Genomic DNA, 14854 nt, shown 5'->3' with positions numbered 1-14854 from the left:
TGTTATGTTTCAATTGACTCGATCCTTTGTGCGATGCCAGCTCCGCCACCAAAAGTATGATTTAACCACTTTGTATGATTGTACAAATGCTGCCCAGAAGCTGAGACAAAATGAACTCCTTGAACTATTACAGCATGGAAGCCTGTTCTATCTACTTTAATATCGGTAGGTTTTAATTCAGGTAGCTGATTAACTCGAAACACAATGTATGCTCCAACCTCTCTAAAGATCCAAAAAGCATTTGTTAGTTTGCTCACTTCATTTCTGACTATTGCTATTTCAGCCGATAAATCCAAAATTTCATCAAGTGATTTGACTACTAAAACATGACGGCCCAAAGACTTACTTTTCATCAAGACCAATTCAATCGCCCCTGTTACTTCCAAAGATTTAGAGTAATAGTCAGGTATCATTAAATTTTCAATACTAGTTGTAAAAGTCAACTGAACCTACCTTGAAACATAACACCCCACATAACGGGAAATTTTATGGGCGCAGCTTTTGAGCAACGCGAAATGCGACCATAAAATTTTCCCAGCGAGCGCGGCGAGTGAGTTGATGTGATTGTTATGTTGCCCGAAATCATTGCGGTTTTGATAAAACAATCCATGTCTCCTTACGTTATCCATTTTGGTAAAATAATACTTGTTCGAATTTAAAACAACAACTGATGTTGACCAGCAAGAACCAAACAACGAATGCTCGCGAACCCGAAAATAACTTACTAAAAACAGATGAGCGTGACCCTTGAAAGAACGAGCTTGCAACATTGCTAGCTTTATTAGCTAGGTATAAACCGCAGCGATTACCTTTCCATTTATATCGAATCTAATGGTGCATTTAAAGAAATGAAAGTTAAGATTGCTGCTATGCACAATTTGCTTATTAATGCCTAGGTCTTGAATTTTATAACGCGAGAGACTGATAGTATCTAATTGCCTCGTCACGCTTAAGTATGAAACACCTTTATTGAAGTTGCCGCAAAGGTAGTAAATTTCTTTTCTTGCCTCATTTGAGATGAAAATGAATGACACTAAAATGGCACTTACAAATATCAAAGTAAGTATCTTTACCATACTTAAATTCATATATTTAAATCTTCCAAAACATAACACCCCACATAACGGGAAATTTTATGGGCGCAGCTTTTGAGCGCAGCGAAATGCGACCGTAAAATTTTCCCAGCGAGCGCAGCGAGTGAGTTGATGTGATTGTTATGTTGCCCGAATTTATTACGGTTATGACTAAACATTCCATGTCTCCTTACGTTAACCATTTAGGTCGAAATATACTCGTTTGGCGTTCATACAACAACTAATGTTAACTAGCGAGGACCAAACAACGAATGCTTGCGAACCCGAAAATAACTCATTAAAAACAGATGAGAGTGACTCTTGAGAGAAAGAACTTTCACTAATACTTTTTAAGTCATGCTGGATTTATTACCTCTTTAAGTTTACGCAACAAATACCAAACCATAGATCCATTTACCACGCCCATAAAAACTAGCAGCTTGGCCAATAAAACATTATCAAAAGTTTGGCCATACATTAAACCCACAGCAAAAAATGTGATTGCGCATAAAATGAAACCCAAAATAATTAATAATTGTAGGTCATAACGTTTGGTTTTTTCGTCAAGTCTTTCAATTGCTTTATTCATATAATTCCTTTAATAGACACCACATAGCACCCCACATAACGGGAAATTTTATGGGCGCAGCTTTTGAGCGCAGCGAAATGCGACCGTAAAATTTCCCCAGCGAGCGCAGCGAGTGATTGTTATGTTGCCCAACGTAATTACGCTTTTGATTAAACAATTGATGCCTCCTTGCGTTAACCATCTAAGTTGAATCGTACTTGTTTGACGTTGAAACAACAACTGGTGTTGACCAGCGCAGACCAAACAACGAATACTCGCGAACCCGAAATTAACCCCTTAAAAACATATGAGTAGGACTCTTGAAATAACGAGCCTTCTACATATCTATTTTAAACATTTGGCTTAATTTGCTAATCCTTTTTACGCTTCTTAGACACCCAACTTGGTTCAATACCTATAATACCCGTATAGCCAAAAATACAGATGGCGAAATAACAGGCTATACTTTCTCTTAGTCATGCCACATAACAACCTATTACTCGAAAAAATTCCGGCAATGCTGTCGTTTGATTTATCTTGGTATGTGGGGTTTGTAGCATGACTAAAATCCTTTTAGTTTGTTTGAAGGGTTCTACAAAACAACGTTTCTTGATTTTTTCCTTATCGCTGTAATGTACCAAATAACGGAATTTTTGCAAAGTATTGCTCTTTGCAGGGATTTTAGTGTTGCCAGATTATAAAAAATCTAACGTTTTCTTAGCTTTCTAAAGCCCTTGTATAAAATTTCGACCGTCCGCTTTCTCTCATCAAACGCGAGATATTCCATGGAGGCATTTTTTGAAACTTAATATGTTTAGAATCTTTTAATTTAGGTTATTGTGAAAATCGTATCATATCTAATTTGAACCGCGTACGTCGGCTTATGCTGTATTTGAGACCGAATTGACCAGGCAAAAATTTGCAGATTTCGGACGAAGCTGTTTTCGTTAAATTAATCTTGTTTAAGCGTTTTTTGGTATCCTACCTGAACTTAGTCTAAAGACTCCAGGTCCAAGTTACCGTAGAATGCAGTAATCAATTGAATTTCTTTACATCCAAAAAAATATTAACGCTACCTGAACTCACTTTTTTCAAACTCTCGTACATGCTCTCTACTTCTGAATTTGCTAGATGAAAAGGGTCACAATAATTGATATTGAAGTAGTTAAAGTTTTGGATCACCAAAGCCCTAGCTTGAGCAGAAATCAACAGACCCTCTGGCAGTCCATCAAGCTTTTCTAAATGCAAAGCTTCACGACTATATTTTTCATAGTAATTTTCAACTACCGGGTCGATAGAAGCGTTGCTGAGCCTTTCTCGGCTTAATATTTGACCTCCAAATCCATTAACCCAAAAGTTAGTACAGATACCCAGCCTATGAGCTTCGTACTCTTCTCTAAACCTAATTGATGCTGGTTTTGTAACAAACTGCGCTTTGTATGCGCCTTCAATGTGAATCATCTCGTGAACGATCGTACTGAGTTGTCTGATTACGTTAGTCTCATTCAAAGAAAAATCGACTGGTATCATTACGATTTGTTTCGTAGTTCCGCCTTCAATTATTTGTATCTCTTGAAATGTATATTGGTGTTGAAAGAAAACGATATCAGACATTCGCAAGTCTAGAGAGTTGAGATAAGAAGTTACAACGAACATGAGACTTTGGTAATTATCTAAAACACTCTTTTCTGCTATCACGGTAAATTCAGGTGATTGCTGATTAACAATCTTCCCCATATCGTTTGCAATTGTTGCTTTAAACAACTCTTTTTGAGATGCTGCTCTAACAGGATTTCCCTCAGTGTTAGCTAGTTGAAGCGTTACGCTTTCAGTAACATGATTAGTGAGTACTGCAGCCTGAGGTTGTATAAGCGGAGTCGATTTACTAAGACTTTTAGCCTCATTATCGTGTTCGATTTGCGCTGAACATCCCGTCACTAGAAAAACTAGCATAGTATAAAAAAAAGTGTTGCGAATCATAATTGACCTTTTTAGAAATTGTCACATCAATCCCAAGCCGTTATTTGAGAACGTTTTTGGAAATAGAAATTTGAGAAAAAACAAAGGGGCCTAACCCTTGCTACAAATGGACTTGTTTAAAACTCATTTCTCGGATAAAGAATTGGAAAAGACCGTTGTGCAAACGCAGACAAGGTGAAGAAGAACAGCATAGTGTATATGCTCAGCATCATGTTCATACCTAACTTTAAAATTAACTCTGAGGTAATTTTGAAGGCTACCAAATATTATAAATGTTGTCGTCCCTTTTCCATGTAACCTAGCTTAACTCGCTTTTAAAATATCTAATATCCTAATTAAATTATTAATGTCTGCTGCCGCTCGGAACAGCTTGGCACTGTCGTAAAAATCGAAAAACGGGCTGCTTAGAGCGATTTATAGTCTTTCTACCTTAATCATCTACACTTAGATTGTTTAGGTTATGTGCTCGTTGCATACGAATAATGAGCGATATACATTCTTGCTACGGACATATGTGCTGGGTTAAGGTTATACAAAAATCCAGAGTCGATGTATGAAAATAGAATTTAGACAAGCTACAAACCAAGATATCGATCGATGTATCGAAGTAAGGGGGCTAACTAGTGACAATCAGTTTACCAAGAACGATTTAGCAGCAATTGGTGTAACTGCTGTTTCATGGTCCCCGTTAATTGAAAATTCGGAAATCATTGGCGCTGTAGCCCTAGAAAAAAATATTATTGTCGGTTTTTGCTTTGGTGGATCAGCTACGGGTGAAATACTGGTGCTTGCTGTTCTATCTGGTTATGAAAAGTTTGGCATCGGAAAAGAACTTTTGTCCAGTACGAGCAATCAACTATTTACTATGGGGAATGAAGAATTGTACTTAGCCGCATCCGCAACGCCAGTCGTCAGATCATATGGTTTCTATCGGCATGTGGGTTGGCAACCGACGAGTACTTATAATGACGATGGTGATGAAATATTAACGCTTAAAAATAAGCGACTGAATACTGAGAATTAAACAAATTCATACACCACTGCGCACCAGTATTTAAACACCTAGGGTTTGGTTTTATAAAATTTCAGATGATCAGGACGATACGTAAATGAAGGGGAGTCTGCATCTAAATTGTCGGGCACTATATATCAAACAGCTAATGAGATATCAGAATTAGGTGGGGTATGCATCGCTATTCAATGTGACCACGTTGACGACGCTCAAGTTGAATCTGTCTTCGAGTCAATAGCCCGAGAAGAGCAAGGTTTGATAATTAACCTCTCTTTTTTTTGCTGCACAAAGAAATGATAAAGGCGTTGCATATGGCGCTGCTAAAGCTGCTACTGACCATATGGTAGCCTGTATGGCCGAAGAGTTAAGAAAATACAATGTAGCCACAATTTCGCTTTACCCCGGCGTTGTTCGGACTGAAGCAGTTCTAATACTGCTTAGGGCGTGAAGCGGTCGGTGGGCTAGTTAGCCCAAATCTAACAATCCACGTCCATTCTCAATACGGAAGTTTACACCGAGTTCAGCGCTCTTTTTTTGCATTCGCGTGAGTATGCCATGCGCTTGCTCATCCTTGGCGAGCCTAGGTCGCCCGCGAGTTGGCCATTGCAGAACAGGGTCGTCTCCGACTTCATTTATTACGACTGGCACTATTTCTAAGTGACGCACTTGCCCTGCTAATAAGTCGACGTGCACAATAGCCGTTTCCCAAACCTCGGGAACGTAGTAACCAATATCTGTATGAGAATGGAACACCAAGCTGCCTAAACCATGCAATATTGGTTTGTTGTGCTGCAGTTCGATGCCGTGCAATAAAGGCGCTCCGTGACTGACGAAAATATCTGCCCCGGCGTCAATGCATTGTCTGGCAAACTCTCGAGCCCACGGCTTGGTTATTGCCATATCCTCACCCCATTCGTGATTATGAAGGTACACAATAACTATTTCAGCGTTAACTCTCGCAGCTCTAATCGCAGCGAGATTGCGATTCAAATCCTCTGGATTAGGCTGTAGATCTGCTCCTAATACTACCTCATTCACTCCGGGCCGCGTCCCTGTTGCCGCAGCTCCGTCGCGTATTTTCCCCATGGCCATTGCGATCAGGGCTGTCTTCACGGGCGTTTCTAGGTAACCAGCAGCGCTTGCCTGAGTGATATTATTGCCTGTGCCGGCGTAAGCAAATCCTGACAGATCTACGGCATCACGTGTAGCAACAATCCCTGCAGTGCCCAGATCCCATGCGTGGTTATTGCTAAGGGATAATAGATTGAACCCCATCTCGTGGAGGCATTCCAATGTGGTCTCGGAGCCAGCATGGAAAAATTGGGTATGTCGTGTGGGAACACCTGAAGCTGATGTTTTTATCGGCACCTCAAGATTTGTAAAAATCACATCCCCGCGCCGCAGCTCCGCGATCACATCCACAAGGCCATCATAGGGTGCTCGGCACACGGGATATTTCATTAGGGCTTGACCAGCGAAGGTCACCCGAACACGAGATTCTGATCTCTGGAATAATCCTCGCATAGGTAGACTCAATGCTGGAGCTGCAAGTAAGTACCGTAATAGCTGTCGACGTCTTGGAGAAAATTGCACGATAGAACCCCTTAAGAATTTGGCAAAAATAAAATAAACCATAAACCCGAACTATTCAACAAGTAGTTACATCCAACAAAATTAAAGCGACTCAAACGTTTTTGCTGTTTTTTAGGGCCGTTTCATATTAGACACTACTAGCATTAATCGATGCCCTAATTTCGTCCAACGTGGTGAGTCTGAAAACCAGTGGGGTCAAAATCCTAAAACAATATCACACGCATAAAACTGCCGTTTACTGCGCACCGGTGAAACTTTGTAAACAATGTTTGAAAAAGGCTGTCGTTAAGCGATTCATCGGTGCATGTGACGAAGTAATAAAGCCATATTCATAGGTTAATGCTGGTACTAGCGGTATCAACACTAAATCATCCGCCGCATATTGCCCAGCAAGCATTTCATTTACAATAGCAATACCCAAGTTACGTTTTGCAAAACTACATGCAATTGCGACAGTGTGGGTTTCTAATTTGATTTGCATGCTGATATTCGCTTGACCAAATAAACTGTTTATTTGGGTCCTGGAGTACCGTCCTTTGCCTAATAAAATCAGTGGTTCGTTGCGTAAGTCATGAATACTGATTTGATCTTGACTCGCCAGTGGATGCTGAGGAGATAGCGCACACACCGTTATTCCGCTCAACACCGGTTCAACTAGTAAACCGGGATGGTTTTCGGGTAATTGAATAAATCCGCAGTCTACACTCCTATGGGCAACGAGCTCTCTGGCTGCCGCCGGAGTGTGGGTATCCAATGATATTTTAACTTTAGGATGAAGCCTCAAAAAATCGGTCACCACGTCGGCTAGTGGGCCTGCAATAAATGAATTTGGTGCGACAATTTTTAACCAGCCCAAATCTGAATTAAATATATTTTTGGCTAAAAGTGCAATTCGCTCAGCTCCTTGCAACGTTAATTCGACCTCTTTGTATAATGCTAAGGCCTCTTCGGTCGGAAATAAACGCCCCTTTTCTCTATAAAAAAGCGCAAAACCAACATGTTCTTCAAAAGAGGCGAGTAAGCGGCTTACGCCAGGTTGAGTAATGCCTAAACTTTTTGCGGCTGCTGTCGCTGAATCGGTTTCTATGATGGCCCGAAAGGCTTCGAGGCTTTTTAGACTGAGGGTATTTAATGGGCTTTTCATGTCATTCTCACTACTTAACTCAATAACAATATGTTATAAGGTGATACCTTAAAGTCATGATATTGCATGATAATAAATAGTTTGTAAACTCCAACACATCAAGTTCGTAAACCTACCTTCACAATTTGGAGTCCGGCGCATGCCAAGCTTTCCTAAAACCTTACTTTCTCTTTCTATTACTTTTGCATGCTTCGGTATGACGCCACTCGTTTTGGCGCAACAAAGTGAAATAGGCAATGAACAAACTGCGGACCAGCTAGAGGTTATTGCAATTACTGGCTCAAGGATTAAAAGGCAAGGTGACACGCCAAGCCCTGTACAGGAACTCGACCTTGAAGCGCTAAACCAAACGGGCGCTGTCAGTCTGGGTGATGCACTGCAAGAACTTCCCTCGGTTGGAGCGAGTCTCAATGGCAACGGTTCTGGCGGCACGAGCCATGGTACGAGTAGCTTAAATTTGCGTAACTTAGGTAACAATCGATCATTGGTGTTGGTCAATGGACAGAGATGGGTAAACGGTGCAGGAACGCGAGGTTTTCGTGACTTTGTCGACTTGAACACAATTCCCCAGGTTATTGTAAAACGCGTAGAAGTATTGCAAGACGGTGCAACCGCGATATATGGCGCGGACGCAATAGCTGGAGTAGTAAATATATACACACATAACGAATATGTAGGGGCAAGTGCTAAAGCATATTATGGTCAAAGCAGCGAAGGCGATAGAGATACCGTTAATATTGACGTATTAATGGGGCGTGATTTTGGTGAAAGCAACCTAATGTTCGCCGCTAGCTTTACAGATCAAAATGCTATTTACACCCAAGATCGTGACATCACAGCCGTTCCTCTAAATGGATTATCAACAGGCACGCCTGAAGGTCTTTTTCGGGAGAGTAGCCTTAATTCAGTGTTAGCTTTTACCATCCCCAGTGGTGGCATTACGCGCGATCCAAACAGCGATGGTTCAGATTTAGACAGTTGGCGCGGAGTTACCAGCGACGATAATTATAATCGGTATGATAACAACTATGTGGTGGGCCCTAACAAACGTGCCGCACTCTATTTTCAAGCACTGGTACCAATGGAAGTAGCAAACCTGCGTATAGAAGCACTTTATAATCGTCGTGAGTCAGACCAGCAGTTTTCGCCTGCATTATCACCTATAAGAGGGAGTCGAGGTTTTGCCATCGCCAACGATCCTAGCGTTAACCCATTTGGTGTCGAGTTTAGTGGCAGTGATTTTAGACATACATCTTTTATGGTAGAAAATGGTTACCGCGTAAATGATCAGACAGTCGAGACCATGCGCTTCGGGATTGGCTTGGATGGAGAGATCGATTTAGGCTCAGACTGGGCTTGGGATAGCTTTTTATCATGGGCTAAAAATTCAGGTGAATTTACCTCTAATAATCAATTGAATTTAGACAAATTGGCTTTGGGCTTGCAGGCTTGTAATACTGCTGGGATCGCCGTAGATGTCTCTGATTTGGCTAGCGGTTGTGTTCCGGTTAATCTTTTCAATCCCCTCAGCGATGCAATGGTTGATTATATTAATTTCACCGGCAAAGACGAAAATGAAGCAAGCCAGATAAACTTTACCTTAAACATCACGGGGACTCTGTTAGCGTTGACGGCCGGTGACTTGGGTATTGCGGCAGGTATCGAATACCGCAAAGAGAAAGGCAAAGATACGCCTGATAATTTTATCAATTCTGAGCCAAGACTAAATAACTATCGACCAACTAGTTCATCGCCACGTGTGGGTACTGACGGTGAGTACGACCTAAAAGAAGCCTACGTAGAATTGAATATTCCCTTAATTAAGGACGCGCCTTTTGCTGACCTGCTTGAAGTAAGTTTAGCAACCCGCTTTTCCGATTACAGTACCTTTGGTAGCACAACTAATAGTAAAGCGGGCATATTGTATTCTCCAACCGAAGGGCTTTCATTTCGCGCGACTTGGGCTGAAGGTTTTAGAGCTCCCTCTATTTTAGAATTGTTTGAAGGTGAGCGCGTCAGCTCTTCCCCGGTATTAGACCCGTGCTCTGGCAACCCCAGTTTACCCGGTTGTATCGGCGTTCCAAGCAATTATGTTCAGGGCGAAACTAACGTTCAATTGACCACTGGCGGTAATGGATTATTGAAACCCGAAACATCTGAAAATATCTCCTATGGTGTGGTTTTCTTCCCAACCTTTATGGATAACTTTAGCGTGACACTGGATTGGTATGATATTGAAATTGATAACACGATCAGCCTTTTTGGACCTCAAGCGGTGCTAGATTTATGCGCGACCCAAAGTAAAAATTGTGAGGTGATTAGTCGGGCCAATAATGGCGAAATTGTAAATATAATTGATGGTCCTGTGAATTTAAATAACACGCGCGTTGAGGGCATGGATGTTTTCATGCGCTATGCCATCGCCTCTGATGTTGGCGACTGGAATTTTACTCTTAACCTGTCTAAGTTAGATGAGTTTGAAGAGAGTGCGACCTTATCAGACGGTACTGTTCGTGTTGAAAACAAGGTAGGCAATGCTTATTTACGAGAAGCTTTTCCTGAATGGCGCGGAAGCTTTACCAGCAACTATAAAATAGCTGCATGGTCATTAAATTATAATCTACGCTACATAGGCGATACCAATGAAATGGTAGAGGAACAGCCAAGACATATAGGCAGTGTGCTTTATCATAATGCATATATCAATTATGCCTTTGATGATGCGATAAGCATAAAATTAGGTGTGAATAACATTGGCAATAAGCAACCGCCAAGTTCGCTGACCAATCCTAATATTAATTATGATCAGAATACCTACAACCCAATCGGACGCTTCACTTATCTTCAGTTGAGCTACCAATTTTAATCTTCCTAAAAAGCCTAACAATAGGCTTTTTTTTAGGTATCTAATTATTTATGATTCAGACTTATTCAGTACGAGAACCTGACGCTCAAAGTGCAATACCTTTGGTTTTTGATTCTCCGCATAGCGGTATACAATTTCCGCCAGATTTTTCTTGCTGCGCGTCAATTGAGCAGTTGAAAACAGGTTGGGATGCATTTGTTGATAAACTATGGGAAGGGGCTGTGCTGCATGGTGCGGTATTACAAAGTGCTCACTATTCTAGAATGTTTATTGATTTAAACAGAGCAAGTGATGATATTGACCCAGTGTTATTAGCTTCTCCATCATCTGAGTGCAAGCCAACGCGATATAGCGAGCGAGGCATGGGACTTATTCGTCGCTTTGCACTTCCGGGAGTTGCTTTGTATGCTCAACCTTTAGAAATGGATGAGATTAAAATGCGCGTACGAGATTACTACCTGCCTTATCATAATGCGCTGAGCGATAGGCTTAATAATTTGCATGAGCGCTTTGGAAAAGTTTGGCATGTTGACTGTCACTCTATGAAGTCGAAGGGAAATAAGATGAACATCGATAGCGGTGAGTCTAGGCCCGATGTGATTTTAGGCGATAACGACGGACTTGCTTGCGATCCAGAGTTTGTGCAAACGATTGAAGATGCCTTCACGAGATTAGGATATAAAGTAGTGCGCAATATGCCCTACAAGGGAGGTTATCTTGTGACGCATTACGCTAAACCTGATGTTGCACGATACAGTATGCAAATTGAAATCAATAGAAGGCTTTATATGGACGAGCAGTTATACAAGCCGAATGCGCAGTTTGCTTTATTACGTAAAGACCTCGATAGTGTGGCGTGCACAATGGCTACTTATATTAGAGAGCACCTGCAATTGGATAAACAGTAATGGATAATTCAGCAACGAGTAACCCGATACCTGAGAAACAAGAAGCGGAGAAAGGCTCCCTTAATCCGCTCATTATTCTGTTAGGAATACTCTTGCTCGCAGGCGCAATGACCTACTTTGTTGAGTCGGGTCAATTTGAACGTAATGGCCGGCTCGTGATCCCTGGCAGCTATCAGGTTATCGAAAAAGACTCAACGATTAGTGATATATTTCGGATAAGTGAGAGAGCGGAAAATGAAGCCGCTCCGGTTAGTATTATTGAACTATTAATGACCATTCCTGAAGGCTTAGAGCGCGGAGGTGGCTTAATATTCATGGTCTTAATTATTGGCGGTATGTTCGGGATTTTGACGAAAGCAGGCGCTATTGATGCCGGTTTAGAGCGCTTATTGAGTATGGTAAAAGGGAATATTTACGTACTCACTATCGCGCTAATGATCGTTTTCTCCGCGGGTAGTACTTTCCTGGGTCTCGCGTCAGAGTATTTGTTAGTTATTCCTATCATGGTGGCTATGTCAAAACGCTTAGGGTTATCGCCTATTATTGGTTTTGCTATTGTTACGGTATCAGTGAAAGTGGGTTACATCGCATCCATCTCCAATCCTTTGCCACTGACGATTGCACAGCCCCTAGTGGGACTGCAAATATTTAGCGGCGCTTCGATGCGTTCGATATTTTACCTTGTGTTTCTGACTATCGGCATTGCTTTCATGCTAATCACTATCCGTGCTCAGAAGGTGACAGGGATCGTGAGTTTAGACATAAATCATGAACGTTTATCATGGCGTCACGGTTCAATGTTGATTGTGTTAATTAGTAGCATTGGATTTTTAGTTTATGCCTCAAACGAATGGCAATGGCGTCATGAGGCTTTGTCAGCCTATTATATCGGTATAAGTATACTACTTTCCTGTATCTGTGGTTTAGGTGCCAATGGTGCGGCGAATGCCTTTGTTGGTGGTATGAAGAAAGTGTTACTTGCCAGTATATTAATTGGAGTGGCCTCTGCTGTTGCGGTCGCGCTTGAAAAGGGGCAAATACTCGACTCTGTTGTAAATCAGTTGGTTGCGATGATTGGTGATGGAAGCCCAACAGTAGCAGCGACGAGTATGTTCGGTGCGCAACTACTTTTGGACTTTTTGATTCCTTCCACCTCAGGTCAAGCTGCCGTCAGTATGCCTATTATGGGGCCTATTGGTCAGTTGTCTGGTGTTTCCCCTCAAACCACCGTCGTTGCTTTCTTATTCGGTAACGGTATCACTAATATGTTAACGCCCACCTCGGGCACGCTACTCGCTTATCTAGCAACAGCCCAAATTGGTTGGGTACAATGGGCACGGTTTATACTCCCACTTTGGTTCATATTTATAATCACGGCAATAGTTTTGCTCGCAGTTTCTGTGAATGTAGGCTTCTAAAGATAAGGTTAAAGCAAATTTCTGCGCACTCTCAATTCTCTGGATCCTGAGAGTGCTTAATCCTGAATATTGGGCAAGTTGATCCTGTGACCATTCTTTTTTCTAATCGACGTTGTTGAATATTCTTCTATATCCCTTTTGCTGTTCCTACCTTTATCACACTTTTTGAACAGTAATAACATGACATTATAGTGACAAAAGCTATTCTGTCGGCGACAACTAGCGGTATATTTGGCTAACATCGTATTAGGCGGAAGTTGGGTTAGATACAAACACTACTCTCATACCTACTTCGACAATCCGGTTAATTTTCTTCATTATTTCATAAGCTTAGCCTTTTTAAAAGACTAAGCTAGATTTGATATTTTATGATCAAACCATGCCTTATATTTATCCAGACTTTCAGGGCTGGATAAATACAGCGGGTGAAAATAAAATTAATTTAAAAAAATTAGATACAAGTAGCTTATCCAAAAGTTAAGCATGAACATGCTTATTATGCCCATTGGAAACGTTGTCATTTAGCATTTTTTAATTATAACTGTGTAAATAAACAGATTTTTTAGGTTCGAAGGTCTGGTGTTGGCACAAAGCGCCAATTGGCTAAAACGCACTGATCGTTTGCTATGCCATGAAGCCGAAATAAGTGTAAAAAATCCTGACACTTTTATTTTTTTGATAATTTGAGCTTAGGTCACTTCATTTGGTTTGCAAAAAATACAACAATGATTTGAATGATTTTTTTAATGATTAGGAATGCTATCGGGTGTAAACCTAGTTTTTCAAATTCTAGGTTATGGTTGCCTAAACTGTAAAGGATATCAAGTAACGGTGGCCTTTAACCGATATAGGGTACAATAAAAGAACTGCCACTATTGTGGTATTGAGATTAATGAGTTAATTGCAATTTGCTAAAATAATGCGGTATGTCTAGTTCTAAGTGCGAGCAACCGGAACATCGTGTTTTTGATAGAGTTGGGATATTGTGACGGCAAGAGCAAATGCTGAGCGTTAGGGGTCGTTGTTGAAGCGTCCCCGTAAGACGGTCCTATTGAGCTTTTATGATCGCTAATTCTAATACATTCGCTTCAGAATACCATTTCAATATTAGTTGAGGTTGACGAATAGTTAACGTCAAAGATGTCAGGTTTTTTTACAACTAAAAATATGATTTAATTCAATTGCCCACAAGCTGTTGATATAAATAGCTTTTATTTTTTGGCATAGCGTTTGCTTAACGAGTCTATATAGCTAATACAGCTAATATCTTTAATATCAAATTTACTGGAGTTATGATGAGAAATAAATTAGGTCTTTTATTGGGTTTGTTCTTTGCGGCCTCGTTTAGCGCTAATGCAGTGGTAATTAACATTCAAAGCCTCGATATAGCTAGTAACTTCAGTGAGCTAGATTTGAAAACTTACTGGGATACTTCTGCGACTTCTGCTACTCCCGAAGATGAGTACACAGGGCTGAATGCTTTGCCAGGTTTGTATTTCAAAGGCAGACAGAACAACAACACATTATATAAATTGGTTGCTACGTTCGACTATACTGAAAAAGGCCCATTTGATTTTTTCGCTGGCTTAGATGCTGGTAAGGGTGCTGAAATTTTTGTAGTCGGTAGTAAAGTATTTGACGATAGCTCTGATATTTGGTGGAAACTCAATTGGAATAACAGTGATGTTATCAAGATTTCATTCGAGTTCTTTGGTGGTGTGAATACGATGGAGTTGTATTGGGCCGAGGGCAGGAACAGTGGTGGCAATAGTTTCAAAATAACTCAAGATGTTTCTGCTCCTGGTGCTCTAGTAATGATGATGCTTGGACTAGGTGGATTGCTTGCACGTAGAAAAATAAAAGCATAATCTCCTGCTGCAAACCAGAAAGGGTAACAAAAGCTTGTTTAACGATAAGCTTTTTTTTTGCACTCATCGTCCTTAGCTCTCGGATTCACTTATATTTTTCTGAACTCGCAATTAATAATCTTCGATGAAAATGCATTGAAGACATAACGTAAAACCAACCAAAGTCTCCGCTAACGTCCTCAGGCTAAATTTTTCTAAAATAGCTAAGCTGGCCAATACGTAATCTTTTTCTAATCAGCTCGACTCTAAAGGTTCAAGAGTTAACTGGACCTTATCTCGCCCCCCTGCTGTGCATTATAATAAATTCTTTTTCTCTGTTTCATGACAACGCCTCCACTTTATTGAGCTATAGCGTTGCATCGACCGATTGAACTCATAGCACAAACCAGCAATTCCACAAAAAGTACTGACCGTCCGCTTTATA

At 40.9% G+C, this 14854-nt stretch carries 11 protein-coding genes; 6 read left to right on the top strand and 5 right to left on the bottom strand.

What is annotated here, in order from left to right:
• Window positions 1-2: 2 nt before the first annotated feature.
• From CXF81_RS02015 to CXF81_RS02000, 3 genes are all read right to left on the bottom strand, one after another.
• A complete protein-coding gene (locus tag CXF81_RS02015; protein ID WP_101179629.1) occupies window positions 3-443 on the bottom strand; it encodes a hypothetical protein in 441 nt (146 codons plus the stop codon).
• Between the two features lie 985 nt (window positions 444-1428).
• Entirely contained in the window at window positions 1429-1662 is a 234-nt protein-coding gene (locus CXF81_RS02005; RefSeq protein WP_101179625.1) for a hypothetical protein, read from the bottom strand.
• Between the two features lie 1014 nt (window positions 1663-2676).
• Window positions 2677-3621: a hypothetical protein gene (locus CXF81_RS02000; protein ID WP_101179622.1), complete on the bottom strand. Its 945-nt coding sequence runs from the start codon at window positions 3619-3621 to the stop codon at window positions 2677-2679.
• Between the two features lie 553 nt (window positions 3622-4174).
• On the opposite strand from CXF81_RS02000, the gene CXF81_RS01995 reads away from it, so the two are divergent.
• Window positions 4175-4645, top strand: a complete 471-nt coding sequence (locus tag CXF81_RS01995; RefSeq protein ID WP_101179619.1) for a GNAT family N-acetyltransferase — start codon at window positions 4175-4177, stop codon at window positions 4643-4645.
• Window positions 4646-4973: 328 nt separating this feature from the next.
• The gene (locus CXF81_RS20195) at window positions 4974-5081 is read left to right on the top strand and encodes a hypothetical protein (RefSeq protein ID WP_232771744.1); all 108 of its coding nucleotides are present in this window, start codon (window positions 4974-4976) and stop codon (window positions 5079-5081) included.
• A gap of 17 nt (window positions 5082-5098) precedes the next feature.
• Here the strand turns inward: CXF81_RS20195 and CXF81_RS01985 are convergent, their stop codons facing one another.
• Together CXF81_RS01985 and CXF81_RS01980 are read right to left on the bottom strand one after the other, a co-directional pair.
• Window positions 5099-6226, bottom strand: coding sequence for a CapA family protein (locus CXF81_RS01985; RefSeq protein WP_157825475.1), 1128 nt, complete (start codon window positions 6224-6226; stop codon window positions 5099-5101).
• Between the two features lie 235 nt (window positions 6227-6461).
• A complete protein-coding gene (locus CXF81_RS01980) occupies window positions 6462-7370 on the bottom strand; it encodes a LysR family transcriptional regulator (RefSeq protein ID WP_101179616.1) in 909 nt (302 codons plus the stop codon).
• Between the two features lie 139 nt (window positions 7371-7509).
• Here CXF81_RS01980 and CXF81_RS01975 point away from each other — a divergent pair, with 139 nt between their 5' ends.
• The 4 genes from CXF81_RS01975 to CXF81_RS01960 all read left to right on the top strand — a co-directional run bounded on the left by CXF81_RS01975 (window position 7510) and on the right by CXF81_RS01960 (window position 14430).
• Window positions 7510-10236, top strand: a complete 2727-nt coding sequence (locus CXF81_RS01975; RefSeq protein WP_101179614.1) for a TonB-dependent receptor domain-containing protein — start codon at window positions 7510-7512, stop codon at window positions 10234-10236.
• Window positions 10237-10286: 50 nt separating this feature from the next.
• Window positions 10287-11144, top strand: coding sequence for an N-formylglutamate amidohydrolase (locus tag CXF81_RS01970; RefSeq protein ID WP_101179612.1), 858 nt, complete (start codon window positions 10287-10289; stop codon window positions 11142-11144).
• Entirely contained in the window at window positions 11144-12562 is a 1419-nt protein-coding gene (locus CXF81_RS01965; RefSeq protein ID WP_101179610.1) for a YfcC family protein, read from the top strand. The genes CXF81_RS01970 and CXF81_RS01965 overlap by 1 nt, the downstream gene beginning before the upstream one ends.
• 1295 nt (window positions 12563-13857) lie before the next feature.
• Window positions 13858-14430 (top strand): MYXO-CTERM sorting domain-containing protein, encoded by a 573-nt coding sequence (locus tag CXF81_RS01960; protein ID WP_101179608.1) that lies wholly within the window; start codon window positions 13858-13860, stop codon window positions 14428-14430.
• The last annotated feature ends 424 nt before the right edge of the window (window positions 14431-14854 follow it).

Source organism: Glaciecola sp. 33A (assembly GCF_002836745.1).
Classification (GTDB): Bacteria; Pseudomonadota; Gammaproteobacteria; order Enterobacterales; family Alteromonadaceae; genus Glaciecola.
This window is presented reverse-complemented; position numbering and strand designations above follow the sequence as displayed.

Coding starts and splice junctions, on each gene's coding strand:
- CXF81_RS02005 (WP_101179625.1), bottom strand. CDS start 1,662: ATGAATAAAGCAATTGAAAGACTTGACGAAAAAACCAAACGTTATGAC.
- CXF81_RS02000 (WP_101179622.1), bottom strand. CDS start 3,621: ATGATTCGCAACACTTTTTTTTATACTATGCTAGTTTTTCTAGTGACG.
- CXF81_RS01995 (WP_101179619.1), top strand. CDS start 4,175: ATGAAAATAGAATTTAGACAAGCTACAAACCAAGATATCGATCGATGT.
- CXF81_RS20195 (WP_232771744.1), top strand. CDS start 4,974: ATGGTAGCCTGTATGGCCGAAGAGTTAAGAAAATACAATGTAGCCACA.
- CXF81_RS01980 (WP_101179616.1), bottom strand. CDS start 7,370: ATGAAAAGCCCATTAAATACCCTCAGTCTAAAAAGCCTCGAAGCCTTT.
- CXF81_RS01975 (WP_101179614.1), top strand. CDS start 7,510: ATGCCAAGCTTTCCTAAAACCTTACTTTCTCTTTCTATTACTTTTGCA.
- CXF81_RS01970 (WP_101179612.1), top strand. CDS start 10,287: ATGATTCAGACTTATTCAGTACGAGAACCTGACGCTCAAAGTGCAATA.
- CXF81_RS01965 (WP_101179610.1), top strand. CDS start 11,144: ATGGATAATTCAGCAACGAGTAACCCGATACCTGAGAAACAAGAAGCG.
- CXF81_RS01960 (WP_101179608.1), top strand. CDS start 13,858: ATGAGAAATAAATTAGGTCTTTTATTGGGTTTGTTCTTTGCGGCCTCG.